At 43.5% G+C, this 20,590-nt stretch carries 17 protein-coding genes and 1 pseudogene; 12 read left to right on the top strand and 6 right to left on the bottom strand.

The genetic code is table 11. The annotated features are described in order from the left end of the window. Position 1: 1 nt before the first annotated feature. The 4 genes from rbsC to BCU34_RS13240 form a co-directional block, all read right to left on the bottom strand. Positions 2-994: a ribose ABC transporter permease gene (rbsC, locus tag BCU34_RS13255; protein WP_009844905.1), complete on the bottom strand. Its 993-nt coding sequence runs from the start codon at positions 992-994 to the stop codon at positions 2-4. Continuing rightward, complete coding sequence (gene rbsA, locus BCU34_RS13250) at positions 991-2,496, bottom strand: ribose ABC transporter ATP-binding protein RbsA (protein ID WP_048663433.1); 1,506 nt, start codon at positions 2,494-2,496, stop codon at positions 991-993. Before rbsA ends, rbsC begins: the two co-directional genes overlap by 4 nt. Positions 2,497-2,557: 61 nt before the next feature. After that, positions 2,558-2,977, bottom strand: coding sequence for a D-ribose pyranase (gene rbsD / locus BCU34_RS13245; RefSeq protein WP_048660424.1), 420 nt, complete (start codon positions 2,975-2,977; stop codon positions 2,558-2,560). A 200-nt stretch (positions 2,978-3,177) separates the two neighbouring features. Beyond that, positions 3,178-3,492, bottom strand: a complete 315-nt coding sequence (locus BCU34_RS13240; protein WP_102480890.1) for a winged helix-turn-helix domain-containing protein — start codon at positions 3,490-3,492, stop codon at positions 3,178-3,180. Positions 3,493-3,932: 440 nt separating this feature from the next. Here BCU34_RS13240 and BCU34_RS13235 point away from each other — a divergent pair, with 440 nt between their 5' ends. Beyond that, positions 3,933-4,529 (top strand): porin family protein, encoded by a 597-nt coding sequence (locus BCU34_RS13235; RefSeq protein ID WP_102480805.1) that lies wholly within the window; start codon positions 3,933-3,935, stop codon positions 4,527-4,529. A gap of 116 nt (positions 4,530-4,645) precedes the next feature. Here the strand turns inward: BCU34_RS13235 and BCU34_RS13230 are convergent, their stop codons facing one another. Further along, entirely contained in the window at positions 4,646-5,689 is a 1,044-nt protein-coding gene (locus BCU34_RS13230) for an endonuclease/exonuclease/phosphatase family protein (RefSeq protein WP_102480806.1), read from the bottom strand. A gap of 192 nt (positions 5,690-5,881) precedes the next feature. Here BCU34_RS13230 and bla point away from each other — a divergent pair, with 192 nt between their 5' ends. The 11 genes and pseudogenes from bla to BCU34_RS13175 form a co-directional block, all read left to right on the top strand. After that, positions 5,882-6,745, top strand: a complete 864-nt coding sequence (gene bla, locus BCU34_RS13225; RefSeq protein ID WP_102480807.1) for a class A beta-lactamase — start codon at positions 5,882-5,884, stop codon at positions 6,743-6,745. A 191-nt stretch (positions 6,746-6,936) separates the two neighbouring features. Then, a complete protein-coding gene (locus BCU34_RS13220) occupies positions 6,937-8,829 on the top strand; it encodes an extracellular solute-binding protein (protein WP_102480808.1) in 1,893 nt (630 codons plus the stop codon). Positions 8,830-8,841: 12 nt separating this feature from the next. Then, positions 8,842-9,930 (top strand): microcin C ABC transporter permease YejB, encoded by a 1,089-nt coding sequence (locus BCU34_RS13215; protein ID WP_048663438.1) that lies wholly within the window; start codon positions 8,842-8,844, stop codon positions 9,928-9,930. A 31-nt stretch (positions 9,931-9,961) separates the two neighbouring features. After that, the gene (locus BCU34_RS13210; protein WP_048608646.1) at positions 9,962-10,984 is read left to right on the top strand and encodes an ABC transporter permease; all 1,023 of its coding nucleotides are present in this window, start codon (positions 9,962-9,964) and stop codon (positions 10,982-10,984) included. Between the two features lie 9 nt (positions 10,985-10,993). Continuing rightward, complete coding sequence (gene yejF, locus BCU34_RS13205) at positions 10,994-12,613, top strand: microcin C ABC transporter ATP-binding protein YejF (protein WP_102480809.1); 1,620 nt, start codon at positions 10,994-10,996, stop codon at positions 12,611-12,613. A 367-nt stretch (positions 12,614-12,980) separates the two neighbouring features. Further along, positions 12,981-14,003, top strand: a complete 1,023-nt coding sequence (locus tag BCU34_RS13200) for an ABC transporter permease subunit (protein ID WP_055319460.1) — start codon at positions 12,981-12,983, stop codon at positions 14,001-14,003. A 2-nt stretch (positions 14,004-14,005) separates the two neighbouring features. Further along, a complete protein-coding gene (locus tag BCU34_RS13195; RefSeq protein WP_102479472.1) occupies positions 14,006-15,049 on the top strand; it encodes an ABC transporter permease in 1,044 nt (347 codons plus the stop codon). Between the two features lie 16 nt (positions 15,050-15,065). Continuing rightward, positions 15,066-16,889 carry an extracellular solute-binding protein gene (locus BCU34_RS13190; RefSeq protein WP_102479474.1) on the top strand — a complete coding sequence of 608 codons (1,824 nt, stop codon included), beginning with the start codon at positions 15,066-15,068 and terminating at the stop codon, positions 16,887-16,889. Between the two features lie 13 nt (positions 16,890-16,902). Next, positions 16,903-17,772, top strand: a complete 870-nt coding sequence (locus tag BCU34_RS13185; protein ID WP_102332934.1) for an ABC transporter ATP-binding protein — start codon at positions 16,903-16,905, stop codon at positions 17,770-17,772. 2 nt (positions 17,773-17,774) lie between these two features. Continuing rightward, positions 17,775-18,608, top strand: coding sequence for an ABC transporter ATP-binding protein (locus tag BCU34_RS13180; RefSeq protein WP_102479476.1), 834 nt, complete (start codon positions 17,775-17,777; stop codon positions 18,606-18,608). Between the two features lie 55 nt (positions 18,609-18,663). Continuing rightward, a pseudogene (locus BCU34_RS13175) lies at positions 18,664-19,353 on the top strand (hypothetical protein); the annotation flags it as partial. A gap of 19 nt (positions 19,354-19,372) precedes the next feature. Here the strand turns inward: BCU34_RS13175 and BCU34_RS13170 are convergent. Beyond that, the gene (locus tag BCU34_RS13170) at positions 19,373-20,500 is read right to left on the bottom strand and encodes an ISAs1 family transposase (RefSeq protein ID WP_102480625.1); all 1,128 of its coding nucleotides are present in this window, start codon (positions 20,498-20,500) and stop codon (positions 19,373-19,375) included. Positions 20,501-20,590: the final 90 nt, after the last annotated feature.

Here is a 20,590-nt window from a genome sequence, read left to right as displayed (position 1 = left end):
TTTATTTGTTTTTGTTGTCGACCAATACCGCCAGAAGAATAACCACTGCTTTTGCAATCATCTGGTAGTAAGAAGATACGTCTAATAGGTTTAGGGCGTTGTTTAGGAAACCGATAATCAGTGCACCAATCAATGTGCCCATGATACGACCACGACCGCCAGCTAAGCTTGTGCCACCAAGAACCACGGCTGCGATAGCATCTAGCTCATAACCCATACCTGCGGTTGGTTGAGCTGACGACAAACGAGATGCCACGATGATGCCTGCCACTGCTGCTAACAGACCACAGATTGCGTAAACGCCGATTTTTACTTTGTCTACGTCGATGCCTGATAGGCGAGTTGCTGATTCGTTGCCACCCAGTGCGTAAACGTAGCGACCAAAGCGTGTGTGGTTAAGTAGGTACCATACCGCTGCGAATACCACGACCATGATCCATACTGGAACTGGGATACCCATTGCGTAGCCTGTACCGAACCAAGCGAATGCGTCTGCTGTGTCTGTGAAGCCAGTTGAGATAGGGCGACCATCGGTATAAACCATGGTTACGCCGCGAAGTAGTGTCATGGTTACAAGCGTTGCGATGAAGGCTTGAACCTTACCCTTAGCGATAATCACACCACTGATAGCGCCCAATGCTGCACCAGCTACAAGAGCAGTTGGCACTGCTATCATCACAGGGATTTCCATGCCAATCATGCTGGCTGCGAATGCGCCACAAAGTGCCAGTACAGAGCCGACACTTAAGTCTATACCCGCGGTTAGGATAACCAACGTCATACCCACAGCGATGATTGCGTTAACCGAGGTTTGGCGCAGAATGTTTAGGATGTTGTCGACAGTAAAGAAGTTCGGGTTTAAGAAAGAAACGACAACAATCAGGAAGATCAAAGCTATCAATGATTTTTGATCAATCAGCCACTCTTTGCTGATTAACGGCTTCTTCTTAGGCGCTTCAGTTTCAGTTGTTTTGCTCATGGTTTTGGTACTCATGCTGCGTCCTCGTTGATCTTTTTACCGACCGCACACGCCAGTAATAATTCTTGGTTTGCTTCTTTAGCATCAAATTCACCGCTTACACGGCCTTCATGCATCACCATGATGCGGTCACTCATTCCTAACACTTCTGGCATTTCAGATGAGACCAAAATAATGCTCATGCCGTCGGCTTTAAATTTATTAATGAGTTGGTAAATCTCTTTCTTGGCACCGACATCGACACCACGCGTTGGTTCGTCGAGAATCAGTACTTTTGGTTTGGTCATCAAGCCTTTCGCAATAGCCACTTTTTGTTGGTTACCACCAGAAAGGTTGCCAATAATTTGCTCGCGAGTTGGGGTTTTGATGTTGAATAGCTTGATGAAGTCATCAACCGCAATCACTTCGTCTTTATGTTGGATTTGACCGCTCTTAGTCAGCAGATCCAGTGAGCATAGAGACATGTTTTCTTTAACAGAAAGCCCAAGTACTAAGCCATCGCCTTTACGGTCTTCTGAGATGTAAGCAATGCCATTGGCCAAGCCATCTCTCGGGCTTACAGGGTTGATGGTTTTGTTTTCTAGGTTGATGACGCCGCGTTCACTTGGAAGGGCACCGTAAATCACTTTCATCAGTTCGGTACGACCTGCGCCCATCAGCCCAGATACACCCAGGATTTCACCGCGTTTTAGCGTAAAGCTCACGTCATGAACACCAGAACCAGTCAAGCCGATCACTTCAAGGCAGGTTTCACCGTGGCTTTGGCCGATACGTGGATATTGCTCGTCTAACTTACGACCAACCATCATTTCGATTAAGCCATCTTCGTCGGTGTCTTTTACTTCACATTGACCAATGAATTTGCCGTCGCGAAGTACGGTGATGTCGTCGCAAATCTCAAAGATCTCTTTGAGTCGGTGAGATATGTAAACAATGCCGCAGCCTTCATCACGCAGTTCGTTGATCACCTTAAACAGAGACTCAGTTTCAGTATCGGTTAGCGCGTCAGTCGGCTCATCCATGATGATGACCTTTGATTCAAACGAAAGGGCTTTCGCGATCTCTACCATTTGTTGCTCACCAAGGCTCAACTGGCCTAAAAGTGTTTTTGAGCTGTGCTTTACGTTCAGGCGTTTAAGTAGCTTGTCCGCTTCTTGGTACATCTCGCTCCACAAGATGCGACCCATGGTGCCGGTGATTTCACGACCTAAGAAGATGTTTTCGGCGATGGTTAACTCAGGAATCAGATTCAGTTCTTGGTGAATGATGCTAATGCCTGCTTGTTGAGAATCACGCGGCCCTTTAAATGCGGCAGGTTTTCCTTGGTAGGCGATAGTACCGCCGTCCAAGTGATAAATACCTGTCAGCACTTTCATGAGGGTTGATTTACCTGCACCGTTTTCGCCCATTAACGCCATTACGCGTCCTGGGTAAACGTTGAGGCTTGCCTTATCCAGTGCTTTCACACCAGGGAAGGCTTTCTCAATTGAGCTAAGTTCTAAAATGGCTTGAGTCATGTCGGTTCCTTTACTCGGGGCCAGTTGTATTTGGTTGTGTCTGTGTATGGTTTAGCTTTTATTAAAAAGTCACGCCAGCTTGGAAAATAACATTTGCGTATGGTGTGCATTCACCAGTACGAATCACTGCGCGGCTGTCATGAGTTCGTTGTTTAAATTCTTCATGAGTGATGTAAGTAATCGAAAGCGGTTTACCGCAACGCGCTTCTTCTGTCTTGATTAAATCAATCAGTGCTGCGTGGTGTTCTGGGCTTACTTTCGCAAACTCTTCTGCAATTACAACGCCTTCAATTTGAGATTCATCCAGCATGGTCTTCACTGTTTGAGCAAAGCTTGGCACACCGTGAGTCAAAGCAAGGTCTATGCGTGTTACGTGGTCTGGAATCGGCAAGCCTGCGTCACAAATCGTGATTTCATCTGTGTGGCCAAGAGTCGCCACTAGGTAAGAGAGTTCAGAGTTTATTAGAGTACTTTTTTTCATATCACGACCTATCGAAAAATAACGTTTGATGGGTTGAGAACAACTCAAGAAAAGCCATCGAAACGTTTCGATAGTGATAATAGTGTTTGATTTATCATTTGCACTATTCACTTTCTTAGAGTGTGATAACGATCATCGAAACGTTTCGATGGGGTGTTTTTTGGTGATCTCAGTCACCGACATTGATTGCATAAACCCTTTTACGTGGCTTCAATTGATAGCGCATATCCAAACTTACTGATGGTAATGATCTGGACGTTTGGCGTTCTCAATCGCGCGAAGACATTGCGTAAGTTATAGACGACGTTTGCAAGGGCATGCGGTGACGAGAGTTGCCCGCCCCAGCACACATCAACAATATGTTCTCTCGAAATCGGCTTTCCCATATTTTCTATCAGTAAGCAGAGCACTGCTAATAGGTGAGGGCGCAAGGTGATTTTATTCCCTTGCTCGTTGGTAATAGTGCGAGCGTCGATATCAATGATTAAGCCGTTGAAGTCTATTGTGTGGTTCATCGTGTTTTTTGATCGTCTTATTCTGAATTGTGGAGATTGAGCGAAATTGGCTGCTTTTGGATCGGATAACTATTTAAGTGTGGTTATTTAAGTGTACGAATGGTCAAAGCGCGCGAATTATGCAGAATCGCATCACTCTTGAAAGTAAGCGTTCGTAAGTCTGCGTGAATAAAATCTAAAAATGGGATGGTTTGAAAATTGAGTGGAAGGTTTTATCTAGAAAAGATGTGTTTTTATTTCTTTATTATTCATGTGTTTATTTTGTTATTACTGATTATGTTGGCTGAAGTTACAAAGTGATTATATTTTTATTTATTTTTTTGTTTTCAGTGAGATTAACCTGCTTGCCAATTCGACGGGGTGTCGGATAACTCTAACAAGATTGTGCAGCATAGGAAGGTGTAACAATCTTGATTTGCACTAAGTAAGGTCAAGCAGTAATGAACAACAAATTTATTCTAAGCATCGCGATGATGTCAGCAGTAGCTGCAAACAATGTAATGGCAGCGGACAGCGGTTTCTACCTAGGCGGTGCAATCGGTACGACTGGCATTGATGATGGCGGGCTTTATAACGACTCTTTAGTACCAATTACTGTCGATGCAGACGATGAGACATTTAAGATAATTGCTGGATACCAATTTAATCGCATCGTCGCGCTAGAGGCGCAATACACGAATTATGGCGACGTTGTTGCAAAAAATGCATTAAACCAATCTACTTACACTTGGTCTCCAACTGCATTTTCGATCAGTGCTAATCTAGGTTACACGTTTGAAAATGGAATTCGTCCTTTTGGCATCATCGGTTTGTCGACGATTGATTTAGACCAGTCGCTGCCGGCGCTTGATGACGATAGTGGTGAGGGTATTCGCTATGGTTTCGGAGTTGAGTACACTCCTAAACAGGCTAAAAACGTCAGCTTTAGATTAGGTTATGAAGCGGATGCATTTGTAATTGAGAGCGATTCAAATTTTGAAAATGATAAAGATCTCGTGATCGATTCGTTCTACCTAGGCGCAATGTATAACTTCTAAGTTTCACACCCTTGTTAAACGGTAAATCGGTTTCAAAATGGGGCGTCGGTTGGCTCAACCCGTTTAGCTAAAGTGAAAGGCCGCAGTTTTTGACTGCGGCTTTTTTATGTTTAACTCTAGGCTTCACGGATATGCGCGGTAACAGATACGATGGCATGGTCGGTACTGAATTGGTCGTGTTCAAAACTAGGATTAATCAGATGATGGTCTAACACTGTGTAACTAGAGATCTCCATCAAGCTTGATGAGTTCTGACAATCGAATTCGTTCGACATCAAAATGTAGTCCAGTACAGATCCAGAAGCGCCGTAGTAGTGGGTTGGTTTGCGTTGTTCGAGCAAGTCTTCTTCATGTAACTGATGGTAAAGATCCCAGCTGTCTTTTAATCGAAAGTGGGATAGCCAATGCTTGCTGTTTTCGTCTCGGTTGATTGAGTAACTCAACAGCCCTTTAAACTCATCATTAAACAGAGGCTTATTAAAATCACCCATCAACACAACAGGCTGGTCGGTTTGGTAGCGTTGATTGGTGATGTATTGATGCAACATCTGAGCTTCTAAGCCGCGCTGAACACTCGATAGCCAAGATCCAAGCTGTTCTTGGTGCAATTTAATCAGCGTTTCACTTTGTGGTTTTTCGCCTTGTTGAGCGTTATCCACATCGACAGATTCAGCCTTTGGCTCTGTCGGCCGCTGCGATTTGAAATGCACGACATAACAGTCGGTAGAACCTAAATGGGGCTGCGTAATCGTGGCATGAACAGGCGTTCGGTTGAATGAGAAGTTGTCACCAAGGTTGAATTCTGTCAGTAACTTCGAATCTGGCGTAACAGGTTGCACGTTTTCGATCGGGTAACGGGAAGCGATACCAACGACAGGGGAGGTGTATAGGTAATCATCTTCAACGTGTGCGCTATCGACCACCGCAAAGTATGGGTAACCTAGTTCGCTCATCAATTGTTCTAAAGACTGTGGGCTAAATATCTCTTGGAAGCCGATCACATCACAATCTAATGAACGAATCGCTTCAGCAATCCAATGTTGCTTTTTTTGCCATTCTTCGAAGCTGTAGATGTTCTCAAAATCATAATAAGCATTCGGTGGTTCGAGGTAGTTCAAAAGGTTGAACGTTGAGAATGTTATTTGGTTTGGTTTGTTCAAGGTTGAATCCTATTGAAATCACTCTTTTAAGGATATCTAAAATACTGAGATATTGTTCGGATTTAGTTAGTTATTTTCATTTGATCTAGCGAAGGTTGTCGCTTTCTGCTTAGATTCTCTCAATTCGATGCTCTTTAGGTGTCGAGTTTAATTTTATATACGATCAATCGATCGTTTTTTTATGGTTTCACAATGAAAAAATATACTTCTCTCGCTCTTGTGTTGTTGAGCGTTTTCTTTTCTACGTCATCGTTGAGTCATTCCTTAGAACCTCAATCTATTGAGCAAATTGAATCTCGTGTATCGGCACGCATTGGTATTGCTGTTTATGATTCTGCAACTAAGCAAACATGGAGTTATAAGGGCGACGAACGCTTTCCGATGATGAGTACCTTTAAAACCCTGGCTTGTGCGAATCTTCTCTATGACCATGAGAATGAAGGATTAGATTTAGAGTCTAAGGTTGGGGTTAATTCTGATGAGCTTATTGCTTGGTCTCCGGTGACTAAAGCGTTTGTCGGTAAAGAAATCTCACTCAGAGGCGCATGTGCTGCAACCATGGCAATGAGCGACAACACGGCCGCTAATATAGTGTTAGCTAGTATTGGTGGACCTAACGGGTTAACTGAGTTTTTGCGTTCCACGGGAGACAGAAAAACACGCCTTGATCATATCGAACCTGACTTGAACCATGCTCGTCCGGGAGATGAGCGTGATACCACAACACCAAACACTATGGTGAAAACGTTAAATAAATTGTTGTATGGCAGCGCCTTATCAGAAGAATCCAAAGCTCAACTCAAGACTTGGATGATAGATAACAAAGTCTCTGATGGGATGATCCGTTCGATTCTGCCTGATGGTTGGAAGGTTGCCGATAGATCAGGTGCGGGCGCTTATGGCTCACGTGCTATCACGGCTATCGTGTGGAGTGAAAATCGCGCTCCGTTGATCATCAGTATCTCTCTTACGGAAACCGAGTTAACCATACCAGAGCGTGACACGGTGATTAACGAAATTGGTGAACTTATCTTTGATGAGTACCGCGTTGAATAGTTAGGGCGTGTCGTATTTCTCTAGACTGAACCCGAGTAATTTGTAAATAAACCGTCAGAGATGAAGTGCTGATGGTTTTATTAGTTATTACATGATGTTAGATTTGAACCTATACTTGTTTTAGCGGTGTGCATTCAAAGCCGATTAATCAAGTTGAATATCGAATTCATAACATTTGAAGGGAGAGTCAAATGGGAACAGTTTTCCTAAGCAAAGCCTCGCAGCGCACTCAGTTTTTCAGGTTAAATTTAACTTCATGTGCAGTCATGCTGCCGCTTATTGCTCTATATCCCTCCGTTACACAAGCTTCTGATACCGAAACACCTGCCGTCACCGTAATTGAGACCACTCAACTGGTTGGTTTTGGTGAAGCGAAATATCCAGTCGATTTCACTCACTTTGATTACGTTAATCCCGATGCGCCAAAACTAGGCAAAGTGACCTATGGAAGCATTGGCACCTACGATAGCTTTAATCGATTCGGTTCTCGCGGCGTTGCTGCAAGTTATACCGGAGAGATTTACGATACCTTGATGTTTTCTCCGAGCGACGAGATCGATGCCTATTATCCATTGATCGCCTCAAAGGTTCGCTACGCCAGTGACTTCACTTGGATGGAAATCGATATCAATCCAAAAGCTAAGTTTAATGATGGCGAGCCTATTACGGCTCATGATGTGGCATTCACCTTTAATAAGTTTTCAACCGAGGGTGTGCCTCAATACCGAGTGTATTACAAAGAAATTAAGTCAGTCACTGCGGTTTCTGATTTAGTGGTACGTATTGAGATGGAGAAGCCAAACCGCGAGAAGTTGTTTAGCTTTGCCCAAAGCACTCGCGTATTGCCAGAGCATTATTGGAAAGACAAGAAGCTGTCTGAACCTCTAAGTGAACCGCCGGTAGGAAGTGGCCCTTATAAGATCATCAGCTACAAATCTGGTCAAAGCGTGACTTACGGTTTAGATGAAAATTACTGGGCAGCCGACCTGCCTGTTAACGTCGGTCGTAATAACTTCAAAGAAGTACAATACGATTACTACCGTGACGACACAGTAATGCTAGAAGCCTTCAAAGCAGGGGAGTTCGATCTTCGAACCGAAAACTCAGCTAAGTTTTGGGCCAATTCATACACGGGCGCGAACTTCGATAAAGGCTACATCATCAAAGAAGAGATCAACCATGAGAAGCCAGAAACGACGCAAGGCTTCGTCTTCAACATTCAATCTCCTGTGTTCTCTGATCCTAAAGTTCGTGAAGCGTTAACCTACGCGATGGACTTTGAGTGGATGAATAAGAACATGTTCTACGGTCAGTACAAGCGAACTCGTAGTTATTTCCAAAACACCGACTATGAGGCGAAAGGCTTACCAAGCGAAGCTGAAGTAGCGTTGCTGTCTCAGTACAAAGATCAGATTCCTCCGCGAGTGTTTACCGAAGAATTCCAGCCTCCAGTCACCGATGGTAGCGGCCGTATTCGTAGCCAAATGCGTACAGCTTTCAAATTATTGAAGGAAGCGGGTTGGGTTCTGAAAGACAAAGTGATGACCAACGAAAAGACTGGCAAGCCGATGTCGTTTGAGTTGCTGATTTACAGTCCAACCACGGAGCGTATCGCAACACCTGTTCAGAAGAACTTGAAGCGCATGGGTATCGAGATGAAGATCCGTACCATCGATACGACTCAGTACATCAAGCGTCTTCGTGACCGAGATTTCGACATGGTGTCTTCGTCATTTTCTGCCAACCCTTATCCTAGCCCGAACTTAATGATTGTTTGGAACTCTAACTACATTGATTCTACTTACAATACTGCAGGTGTGATGGATCCGGTGGTTGACGCGTTAACAGAAGAAATTGCTCGTAACCAACAACATCCTGAAAAGCTTCTTACATTAGGTCGTTCACTAGACCGTGTATTGCAGTGGAATTTCTACAACATCCCGCAATGGCACGTTGGCGAGTACCGCGTAGCAATGTGGGACAAGTTTGAGCGTCCGGATGTATTGCCTAAATACGATTTAGGTATCGATACATGGTGGATTTCAGAAGAGAAGGCGGCATTGCTTCCTGAAAAACGTCGCTAGGAGTTAGTTAGCATGGCCGCGTATATATTTCGGCGTTTACTGTTGGTGATCCCCACGCTGTGGGCGATCATCACCATCAACTTTTTCATCATTCAGATTGCACCTGGTGGCCCAGTAGAGCAAGCTGTTGCCCAATTAGAAGGGCACAACTCTGGGATCATGGAGCGCTTTTCTGGTGGTGGACAAGAAGTTGATTTAAGCGAAAGTGACCAAGCATCTGCCAGTGGTTATAAAGGCTCACGCGGGCTTGATCCGGAAGTGGTTGAAGAGATCAAAAAGCAGTTTGGTTTTGATAAGCCGATTCATGTTCGCTACTTCGATATGTTGAAAAATTACGCGACCTTTAACTTTGGTGAAAGCCTGTTTAAGGGCGGTAACGTGATTGATTTAATCATCGAGCGGCTGCCCGTCTCCATTTCTTTAGGGTTGTGGAGTACGTTAATCATCTATGTGATTTCGATACCTTTAGGCATCATGAAGGCGATACATCACGGTTCTCGCTTCGATATTTGGTCGAGCGCGGTCGTGATTGTCGGCTATGCCGTTCCGGGCTTCTTGTTTGCGATTATCCTGATTATTTTGTTCGCGAGTGGTAACTACTTCAGTTGGTTCCCATTGCGTGGCTTGGTATCAAGTAACTTTGAGCAGCTTAATTGGTATCAGCAAATTGGCGACTATTTCTGGCACTTAGCATTGCCTATTTTTGCGATGGTCATCGGTGGCTTTGCCACACTCAGCATGCTGACCAAAAACTCCTTCCTTGATGAAATCAATAAGCAATATGTGGTGACTGCGAGAGCGAAAGGCTTGGACGAGAGCAGTATTCTCTATAAGCACGTTTTCCGTAACGCCATGCTGATCATTATTGCGGGTTTCCCAAGCGCATTTATTAGTATTTTCTTCACGGGTTCTATGTTGATTGAAGTGATGTTTTCACTCGAAGGAATTGGTCTTCTTGGCTTTGAATCAACCATTCAACGTGACTATCCCGTGGTGTTCAGCTCTCTCTATATCATGACCTTGCTTGGCTTGGTGCTGAGCATTATCTCCGACCTGACGTATACCTGGGTTGATCCTCGAATTGATTTTGAAGCGCGTTAATGGCGAACGAATAACAAGGTATTGATAATAAATGTTTAACAACCCTTTAGCTGAAGCTCGTTGGTTACGTTTTAAAGCAAACAAGCGTGGTTTTATCTCCCTTTGGATATTTACCATCTTGTTTGGACTGAGCCTGTTCGCTGAGATCATCGCTAACGATAAGCCTTTATTGGTTTCTTATGATAATCAGTGGTTTGTGCCTGTTATCAATGAATACGCCGAGACGGAATTTGGTGGTGAGTTTGAAACTGAAGCCGACTACAAAGATCCATATGTTATCGAACTCATTGAAGACAGCGGTTACATCGTGTGGCCAATCATTCCGTTTAGCTACGACACGATAAACTTCGATATTTCAGGTGCGGTGCCATCTGAACCTGATTCTGTGAATTGGCTCGGAACCGATGATAAAGGGCGAGATGTATTAGCTCGTATCATTTATGGCTTCCGTATTTCGGTTCTATTTGGTTTTATTCTGACGATTGTATCGAGCGTGATTGGTGTCGTAGTTGGAGCAACACAAGGTTACTACGGTGGTTGGGTTGATCTATTCGGACAGCGCTTCATTGAAGTCTGGTCTGGTATGCCGACCTTGTTCTTGCTGATTATTCTATCGAGCTTTATTGAGCCGAATTTCTGGTGGCTGCTTGGGATTATGGTGTTGTTCAGTTGGATGAGTTTGGTGGGTATTGTTCGTGCTGAATTCTTACGCTGTCGAAATTTCGATTATGTGCGTGCCGCGCAGGCTATGGGCGTTGATGATAAACGCATTATGCTTCGTCACATGCTACCCAACGCGATGGTTGCATCGTTAACCATGATGCCATTTATTCTTTCTGGCTCAGTGACCACATTAACCTCATTAGACTTCTTGGGCTTTGGTCTTCCTGCGGGTTCGCCTTCATTAGGTGAGCTTTTAGCGCAAGGTAAAGCGAACTTACAAGCGCCTTGGCTTGGTATTTCCGCATTCGTTGTACTTTCTTTAATGCTTACGTTACTCGTCTTCGTCGGTGAAGCGGTACGTGATGCCTTCGACCCACATCAACAGAAGTAAGGATAGGTTATGACTTCAAATACAACGCCTGCTTCTCCGGTTTTGACCATAGACAAACTGTCTGTCGGTTTCGGGCGAAAAAATTCGATAGAACAGGTAACACAAGATGTCTCTTTGGAAATATACAAAGGTGAAACGCTCGCGCTGGTGGGTGAGAGTGGTTCCGGTAAATCGGTCACGGCTAATTCGATTTTAAAGCTGTTACCTAAAGGCTCGTCCCACTACCTAAACGGTAAGATCAATTTCTCTGGCACCGATATTCTGAGTTGTTCAGAAAGGCAATTGCGCGGGATTCGTGGTGGTCGCATTGGGATGATCTTTCAAGAACCTATGGTTTCGCTTAATCCACTTCATCGAATCGGAAAACAATTGGTTGAAACCTTAGCCATTCACCGAGGTATGCGAACCAACAAAGCGCAAGCCTTGGCGATAGAGTGGCTCTCAAAGGTGGGTATTCGTTACCCAGAGCAAAAAATTTCAGCCTATCCACATGAGTTGTCTGGTGGAGAGCGCCAACGCGTGATGATTGCGATGGCACTGATCAACGAGCCAGAGTTACTGATCGCTGATGAGCCGACAACCGCATTGGATGTGTCGGTACAAGCGCAGATCCTTGATCTTCTAAAAGATCTGCAACAAGAGCTGGGTATGGCGATGCTTTTCATTACCCATGACTTAAGTATCGTTCGTAAGATTGCCGATAGGGTTGCGGTAATGAAAGATGGTCGTTTGGTTGAAAGTAACGATTGCCAAACATTGTTTAATGCACCAACTCACCCTTACACTCAAAAACTCATTAACTCTGATCCTAAAGGTTTGCCTGTTCCTGTATCACCAGATAGCAAGCCTCTACTTAATGTTGACCAACTTCGAGTTTGGTTCCCGATCACGGGCGGCTTATTCAAGCGTACGATTTCGCACGTCAAAGCCGTTACCGATATGGAGTTTACCTTGAAAAAGGGGCACTCAATCGGCCTAGTAGGTGAGAGTGGTTCGGGTAAATCAACAACTGGTATGGCGATACTCAAGCTAGTGGATAGCGAAGGGTCAATTACCTATTCGAATGAACAGCTTCAAGGCTTAGACCGCCAACAGATGCTGCCATTTCGAAGCCGTATGCAAGTTGTGTTTCAAGACCCGTTTTCTGCCTTGAACCCAAGAATGTCGGTCGCTCAGGTGATTGGTGAAGGTTTGTTAGTGCATCAACAATTGGACGAGAACGAACTCGATCAACGCATCTGTGAAGTAATGAAAGAGGTCGATCTCGACCCTGAAACTCGCCACCGTTATCCGAACGAGTTTTCAGGCGGCCAAAGGCAGCGTATTGCGATTGCTCGTGCTCTGATCCTTAAACCAGAGTTTATCCTGCTCGATGAACCAACATCGTCACTCGACAGAACGGTTCAAGCTCAAGTGTTGGATTTGCTGAAGTCACTTCAAGAAAAGTACGATCTGACGTATCTGTTCATTAGCCATGACTTGAATGTTGTAAAATCCCTGTGTCATTACACCATTGTCATGAAAGCAGGTGAGGTGATAGAGAAGGGCGACACTGAGACTTTGTTTGGTAATCCGCAACATGAATATACCAAGCAGTTGGTGAATCTCTCGAACGTTGGTGGTCTGTAGCCAAATACATTATTCATAGATTAACTCCTCTTTCATTAGACCAATAAATCGCTTCTGTGTAACAGTGGCGATTTTTTGTATTTGATTTCGATTTGTCACCATATCAATGCAGCTTACAAACATGTTTGAATTGTCTAAGCAGTTCACTTTCTAAGTTACAAACAAAGATTACCCACACCTTCTAATTCAAAATTCCTTTCTGGTGTCCAATTTAAGCTTTTGATTATTAAGATTAAAATTTATTAAGTAAATAAATCCAAACTAAATGCAATTGTAAGTTAATGTAGGTAAATGTAACCATTTGACTACTTTGTTTTATTGATTAAATTGATGAAATATTGCTTTAAATGGAATTTGGCTAGTTAGGATGATTGCATATTTACTGAAACGTTTTGCTTTAGTTGTACCTACGTTTCTTGGTATTACGATTTTGATATTCGCGATTACGCGTTTTGTTCCAGGTGGCCCTGTCGAGAGGATGCTCGCTAACATGCAGCCTCAAGGGGATGGTGGTGCGTCTAGTCTCGTTGGCCAAAACTCAGCTTTGTCTGAAGACCAACTCGCCGATCTTAATAAATTTTATGGATTGGATAAGCCGGTAACGGAAGCGTATCTCGAATGGCTAGTTCGACTTGTTCATTTTGATCTAGGCGAGTCGACACGCTACTACGAACCGGTCAGTGACATGATTTTTGAGCGCCTGCCCGTCTCTGCTATGTATGGTGGTGTGACCTTTTTCATTAGTTATTTTGTCTCTATTCCTCTTGGTTATTTTAAGGCGATGAAGCACGGCAGCGTCTTTGATTCTGTTTCATCAATCATGATTTTTGTCGGCTATGCCTTACCAGGATATGTGGTCGGCGTGCTTCTTATTACGTTTTTCAGTTATCACCTAGAGTGGTTCCCAATGGGGGGCTTTGTGGATGATGACTTCGACGACTTCAATACTTTCTCAGAGCAAATTACTGATATTTTGTGGCATGCGGTCTTACCTTTGCTTTGTTATCTGATAGGTGACTTTGCGACGTTAACCATGACCATGAAGAATAATTTGATGGAAAACTTATCGTCAGATTACATTCGCACTGCTATCGCTAAAGGTTTGCCTTTTAGAGAGGCGATTCGTAAACACGCACTACGCAATAGTTTAATCCCAATCGCTAGCCACTTTGGCAACTCTCTTCTTTTCTTCATGACGGGCTCTTTCTTAATTGAAGTCATTTTCGATATTAATGGCATAGGCCTGCTTGGTTATGAATCAATTGTAGAAAGAGATTACCCAGTGGTTATGGGTATTGTCGCAATCAACGCCTGCATATTGCTACTTGGCAATATCTTGTCTGATGTCTGCGTTGCATTGGTCGATCCTAGAGTGAAGTTTGGAGCTTGATGATGATTAAATTAAATCCGTTGACGCTAAAGCAGATCAAGCGATTCAAACAAATAAAGCGTGGATACTGGTCGCTGATCATTCTATCTGTAATGTTATTACTGTCTCTTTTTGCTGAAGCGTTGATCAACAGTAAGGCTTTAGTGGTGCGTTATCAGGGGGAATATTACTTTCCAATTGTATCTGATGTTTACTCCGGCAAGACATTTGGTTTGGAGTCTTCGGGAGAGGTAAACTATCGACTACTTCAATTAGCGCTTAAAGATAAAAACAATGGTGACTTTGCGATTTTACCTTTGGTGCCTTGGAATCCGTATGAACAAGACTTCTCTGGTGAATATCCGCCACATGCTCCAAGTGCTTACTCAAAGCACTATTTGGGCACTGACGTAATCGGGAGGGATATTTTAGCTCGATTGGTTTACGGGTTTAGAACAGCAATGGGGTTTGCTCTGATAACTATGGTCATCGCATACAGCATTGGTGTAACGGTGGGGTGTGCGATGGGTTTCTTTGGTGGCAAATTTGATCTGATTGTTCAAAGAGCCATTGAGACTTGGTCAATGGTGCCGTTCCTCTACGTGATCATGATTTTGGTCTCGATAGCACAACCCACATTCATGCTGTTTGTATTGATCAATGTGACTTTTGGATGGATGGGCATTACTTGGTACATGCGAACGATGACCTACAGAGAATCTGCTCGAGAGTATGTGTTAGCTGCAAAGGCGCTAGGAGCATCGACAGCAAGAATCCTCTTCAATCATATTTTACCCAACACGATGGTGATGATCGTCACTCTGGCGCCTTTCACTATTGCAGCCAATATCACTGCATTAACTGCACTGGACTACTTAGGTTTAGGTCTTATTCCACCGACCCCAAGCTGGGGAGAGCTTCTTCAACAAGGCAAGTCGAATCTCGATTCGCCATGGATTGTTGGCTCTGTTGTGACGGCAATAGTCGGTGTGTTGGTCATGGTTACATTCATCGGTGAAGCGATAAGAACGGCTTTTGATCCCAAAAAATACACAGTTTATAGATAGGCACTAGGAAGTGATGATGTACAGATACGGACTATTCGCTTTGTTGTTGAGTTTCTTAGCTCAAGCACAACAAACACCAAATAACTTGGAATGGCAAAGTAATTGGGATGATCCCGTTTTTGCTTCTGAAGAGGCTAAGCGTGGCGGTACTTTACGTAGCTTTATGCCTAGTTTCCCACAAACATTACGTTCAGTGGGCCCCGACGCAAATTCAGGTATTCGTTTCTATTTAATGGATGGCACGCCTAAATTGGCACAACGACATCCAAATACCGACAATTGGATTCCACAACTGGCGAATGAATGGGCATTTGGGAACGATCACCAGACGGTTTATTTCAAACTGAATCCTGACGCGAAATGGTCTGATGGGGAAGCGGTAACGGCTGACGACTATCTATTTATGCTTACGTATTACCGTTCCAAAGACATTATTGATCCTTGGTATAGCGACTTTTTCCGCAATAGCATCACGACCGTTGAAAAATTCGATGACTATACGATAAGTATTACGATGGCCGAGCCTAAAAGTAATGATGAACTTATGGCTCTTATCAATATGCCGAGTCACGGAGTCCAGCCTCGTCCCAAGCATCATTTTGTTGATATTAACGATGGGAATAAGGATGGCATGGATGATAATTTTGTTCGCAAATACAACTTCAAGCCAGAGCCAACAACATCACCTTATTTTATATCAAAAGTAAATAAAGGCCGCAGCATTACGTTTTCACATGTTGGTGATAGCTGGTGGGGTTACGGAAATAAATATTATAAAAACCGATTTAACGTGGAAAAACTTCGCATCAAGGTAATTCGTGATAGTGATATTGCACGCAAGCATTTTGAAAAAGGAAAGTTAGACACGTTTGCAATGGTACAGCCTCAACTGTGGCATGAGAAAACTAACTCAGAACCTTTTAGTCATGGCTTTATACAGAAATTCTGGGGCTTTAATCAAAGGCCACAAGGCGCTGGCGGTTTATGGATCAATACATCCATGCCACTGCTGAACGACATTAATGTTCGGAAAGGTATCACGTACGCGACTGATTTCGACGGCATGATCAAAAACGTGTTACGAGGCGATTACTCTAGAAAACCTCATGCTATGGGGTTTGGGCATGGAAAATACGATTTAGAAGGCGTAGAGCCGCCACCGTTTAGGCCTGAACTTGCGATTGGTTATTTTGAATCTGCAGGCTTCGATAATATCGGTTCTGATGGTATCCGAATGAATGCTAATGGGCTTCGTTTGAGTTTCAAGATTACGTATGGCTACAACATTTGGACACCAAGAATTGCCTATCTAAAAGAGCAAGCGAAGTTAGCTGGTTTAGAGCTCGACTTAAATCTTGTCGATGGTTCTGCTGCATTCAAATTTATTCTCGAGAAAAAGCACCAGCTTGCTTTTCTTAATATGGGCGGAGGGGAGATACCAGCTTACAAAGAGTATTTTCACTCGACAAATGCCAACCGTCCTCAAACTAATAACCATACAAATTTCAGTTCACCAGAGCTAGATCAAAAAATTGAGGCGTTTATTTCTGAGTTTGATATGGAAAGAAAACAGCAGCTATCTCAGAACATCCAAAGAAAAATAAAGGATGCGTATGTGATTGTGCCTGGCTATATGGTGCCTTATACGCGAGATGCCTACTGGCGTTGGATTAAGTTCCCAAAGAACCCAATGACGAAGAAGACTGGCGCCATGTTTAATATTTTAGATACCAGTAATTTCTGGATTGATACAGACCTAAAAGAAGAAACTCAGTTGGCTTCTAAAGAAGGTAAGGCATATCCACCCATCACCATCATTGATGACAGATATAAGCTCTAAGGATGACCGTGGAATGAACCAAAATATTATATTAAAAGTTCGTGACTTAGAAGCAGAGTTCAATACTGATGAGGGCATTGTCAAGATACTGAAAGGTGTGTCCTTTGACGTGAAATCAGGCAAAACACTCGGTTTGGTTGGAGAGTCGGGCAGTGGGAAGAGCGTAACTTCCATGTCTATTATGGGACTACTTCCTAAGCCTTATGGAAAGGTCACGGCTGGAAAAATAATTTATCGTGATACAGACCTTACAGAGGTACCTGAACATGAGATGCATAAGATGCGTGGGAACCGTATCTCAATCATTTTCCAAGACCCTATGACTGCCTTGAACCCTGTTCAGACAATTGGCAAGCAGATTGTCGAGGTTCTGGATTTGCACCATAGCCAGATGTCTAAGTCTGAAAAGATAGAGTACGCAATTGGTTTGCTTGAGAAAGTTGAAATTCCAATGCCGAAACTACGCTTTAAAGAATACCCTCATAGCCTGTCAGGGGGTATGCGACAAAGGGTAATGATTGCGATAGCTCTTGCATGTAAGCCTGACATCTTGATATGCGATGAGCCGACGACTGCATTAGATGTAACGGTTCAAGCATCAATTTTGGAACTGATAAGAGAGCTTCAAGAAGAGACCGGGATGGCAGTGATCTTTATCACTCATGATCTAGGTGTTGTTGCGGAAATTTGCGATGAAGTCGCTGTGATGTATGACGGACGTATTGTTGAGCATGCAGAAATTTTCGAACTTTTCGATCACCCACAACATCCGTATACAAAAAGACTCTTGAGCTTAATTCCAGATCTCAATGTCGAGCCGAAACAAACCATTCAAATCAACCCAATTGATTTGAATGAATTCCCAGAATACAAGGGGAGTTGATTATGTCAGAAGTCATTAGAATTGAAGGGCTAAAGCAGCATTTTCTATCAGGTAAGAACCTATTTAAGAAAGGTTATGTAATCAAGGCTGTTGACGGCGTTTCATTCTCAGTGAAGCAAGGTGAGACGTTAGGTTTGGTTGGAGAGTCTGGCTGTGGAAAAAGTACGCTTGGTAGAACATTACTTAAACTGTATGAGCCATCCGCTGGGAAGATCTTTTTCGAAGGCGAAGACATCACCCATTACAGTACAAAAAGAATGCGTCCACTTCGTCGAGATATGCAGATTGTATTTCAGGATCCTCTAGAATCATTGAATCAGAGGCATACAGTAGGCGGCATACTTGAAGAACCTTTTATTATTCATGGGATTGGTTCAAAGAAAGACCGAAAGCAATGGGTTTTAGAGCTACTCGATAAGATCGGATTACCTCACTCCGCCGTAGCCCGTTATCCGCACGAGTTTTCTGGAGGGCAAAGGCAGCGTATAGGCATAGCAAGAGCAATAGCATTAAAGCCAAAGTTATTGATTTGCGATGAGTCAGTATCGGCATTAGATGTTTCTGTGCAAGCACAGATATTGAACTTATTACTAAAAATACAAAAAGAGATGAACCTTTCCATTATTTTTATTTCACATGATCTCTCTGTCGTTAAGCACATTTCAGATAATGTGGTCGTAATGAAAAAAGGTAAAATAATTGAGTTTGGAAGTGTGGAAGACGTTTATAAAAACCCAAAAGAAGAATATACAAAAACTCTATTGGCGTCGATTCCAATAACGCATCCATCTCAAAGGAATAAAATAAAAACAACGAGGTTAGCTAAACAGGCTTAAAACTGGAAAAAGAAAATGTAGATATAATACGGAAGTGTAATACAAGAAGGAAAATATGAATAAACTACTTATGTTGCCAGCGTTCATGCTGGTGGCGCCTTCGCTCGCCCTAGCAAATAATTTGCAAGATGAGTGGGAGTCCAAAAACAATGAAAACCCTTGGTCTGGATACATTAGTGCTGACTATTCTCGAAACGGATATGAAGACAGTGCGTCTTTAGCAAACCGTTCGGCTTCTGCAACTGGCGTTGTCCGATATTCGTTTTCAGACAAATCTCGACTCCAAGTTGTGGCGTCAGGTTACCACTTGTCCGACGGTGATGAATATGGGACTAGGGGACAATTCTGGAATGATACGTCCATCTCATGGGGGCGCAATGGATTATTCAAACCAACTGATGGTTCATCACTGAGTGGTGAGGTGAGAGTAATATTGCCAACGTCCAAATGGTCAAGGAGGAACGATCTAACGTTAGGAACTAGGTTGAAAGTCAGGTGGAGTGCTCCATTCGATAATTGGATTGAAGGGCTTTCATTAAGTAATACGTTATTACTTAGAAAAAACTTTCACGAATATAAAACAGCTGGTGGTAATCAGCTTATTGAATATCAATTGAGCAGCCAATTTTCTCTTGATTATGTTTTTGCAGAAGACTTCTATTTTAACATTTTCGTAATGCCTAGACAGTCATGGGATTATAACGGGAGCACGTTTGACCCAACTTTATTACATGGGGAAGAGGTCAGGGCGTCCGCATGAATGGTTAAGATTTAGCCATCGATGTAAATCCAGCCATAAGAACTTGTTCCAAGTAGGCAGGCTTCATCATACACCGCTTCTGTTTCATCGGTACGCTAATCTTGGTTGACTCAGCTCTGAGCATGTTCAGTGCCATATGTCTTAATCCCGCCATGTTTTCAGCAGCATTTTCTCTATAAATCTGACAAGCATCTTCACCCATACTGACATCTAAAATCCAATGCATGGATTCAATGCCCCAGTGGGCACGGATAGCCTCTCTTGCCTGCTCTGAGGTCAGTTCTGCTGAACTAATGTAGTAACGATACTCCAACTCTGGAGCCTTGCCTTTTGTTGCTCGGTAGTTTTCGACCATCACAATACTGGTTAACCTATCCCAAGTGGAGAAGTCACCCTCCAACTCACGAGCACTCAGGATATGACAAGTACGCGCTTCAATCCGGCCCTTCTGCTTCTCAACTTGATACCTATCCCAGTCAATCGGATCTCGCCGGCGTGAGGAGAAGGCGGACTGAATCGAGGCCGCTAACTTGCCTTGATTACCCTTAACCGATAATAAGTAATCACCGCCTTTGCTCGTGATAGCCTTTGCTATCTTAGTCTGGCAGGCCATCGCATCAATCGTCACGATAGCACCTCGTAAGTCGAGCATCTGGAGGAGTGCAGGTATCGCTGTGATTTCATTACTCTTAGCATCGGTTTTTAGCTGACCTAATACGAGTTGATTAGCACAGGAATAAGCACTCACCATGTGAATGGTGCTTTGCCTGTCGTTTCTGTCATAGGAACCCCGTAAAGTTTTGCCGTCAATGGCTACCACTTCACCACCAGTTAACTTGTGCACTGCTTTCATCCAGGCTAGAAAGCAATCTCGGAACTCTGCCGGGTCGATGTTTGAAATCAGACGAGCAAAGGTATCATCAACCGGCACACCTTTTTCGAATAAACCATGTTTAAGAAACCATTCATGGTGTCCGAGAACATACTCGCGAATATCAGTCCAGCCTTGACCTCCGGCTATTACGGCACAAATTGAACCAAATAAAATGTCGAACAGAGGATAGTCTACTTTTGCGCTTTGTCGTTCGTCTCGAATGATGCTGAAATACGTTTTGATGGTATCTAAATTCATGGGTGCTCCTCAAAAGAGGAGAATAAGATCACAACCAACCCATCAGGTCAACGTTAGTCAACCATTGGGCGAAAAATGTTCATGATCTTG

Source organism: Vibrio sp. 10N.286.45.E10 (assembly GCF_002874195.2).
Classification (GTDB): domain Bacteria; phylum Pseudomonadota; class Gammaproteobacteria; order Enterobacterales; family Vibrionaceae; genus Vibrio; species Vibrio crassostreae.
The sequence above is the reverse complement of the archived record's forward strand: the minus strand, read 5'-3'. Positions and strand labels throughout refer to the sequence as shown.

What these genes read in the sequence shown, in the direction of transcription:
- BCU34_RS13240 (WP_102480890.1), bottom strand. Translation starts at nt 3,492, where the DNA reads ATGAACCACACAATAGACTTCAACGGCTTAATCATTGATATCGACGCT.
- rbsD (WP_048660424.1), bottom strand. Translation starts at nt 2,977, where the DNA reads ATGAAAAAAAGTACTCTAATAAACTCTGAACTCTCTTACCTAGTGGCG.
- rbsC (WP_009844905.1), bottom strand. Translation starts at nt 994, where the DNA reads ATGAGTACCAAAACCATGAGCAAAACAACTGAAACTGAAGCGCCTAAG.
- BCU34_RS13195 (WP_102479472.1), top strand. Translation starts at nt 14,006, where the DNA reads ATGATTAAATTAAATCCGTTGACGCTAAAGCAGATCAAGCGATTCAAA.
- BCU34_RS13210 (WP_048608646.1), top strand. Translation starts at nt 9,962, where the DNA reads ATGTTTAACAACCCTTTAGCTGAAGCTCGTTGGTTACGTTTTAAAGCA.
- rbsA (WP_048663433.1), bottom strand. Translation starts at nt 2,496, where the DNA reads ATGACTCAAGCCATTTTAGAACTTAGCTCAATTGAGAAAGCCTTCCCT.
- BCU34_RS13180 (WP_102479476.1), top strand. Translation starts at nt 17,775, where the DNA reads ATGTCAGAAGTCATTAGAATTGAAGGGCTAAAGCAGCATTTTCTATCA.
- BCU34_RS13170 (WP_102480625.1), bottom strand. Translation starts at nt 20,500, where the DNA reads ATGAATTTAGATACCATCAAAACGTATTTCAGCATCATTCGAGACGAA.
- yejF (WP_102480809.1), top strand. Translation starts at nt 10,994, where the DNA reads ATGACTTCAAATACAACGCCTGCTTCTCCGGTTTTGACCATAGACAAA.
- BCU34_RS13235 (WP_102480805.1), top strand. Translation starts at nt 3,933, where the DNA reads ATGAACAACAAATTTATTCTAAGCATCGCGATGATGTCAGCAGTAGCT.
- bla (WP_102480807.1), top strand. Translation starts at nt 5,882, where the DNA reads ATGAAAAAATATACTTCTCTCGCTCTTGTGTTGTTGAGCGTTTTCTTT.
- BCU34_RS13220 (WP_102480808.1), top strand. Translation starts at nt 6,937, where the DNA reads ATGGGAACAGTTTTCCTAAGCAAAGCCTCGCAGCGCACTCAGTTTTTC.
- BCU34_RS13185 (WP_102332934.1), top strand. Translation starts at nt 16,903, where the DNA reads ATGAACCAAAATATTATATTAAAAGTTCGTGACTTAGAAGCAGAGTTC.
- BCU34_RS13190 (WP_102479474.1), top strand. Translation starts at nt 15,066, where the DNA reads ATGTACAGATACGGACTATTCGCTTTGTTGTTGAGTTTCTTAGCTCAA.
- BCU34_RS13215 (WP_048663438.1), top strand. Translation starts at nt 8,842, where the DNA reads ATGGCCGCGTATATATTTCGGCGTTTACTGTTGGTGATCCCCACGCTG.
- BCU34_RS13200 (WP_055319460.1), top strand. Translation starts at nt 12,981, where the DNA reads ATGATTGCATATTTACTGAAACGTTTTGCTTTAGTTGTACCTACGTTT.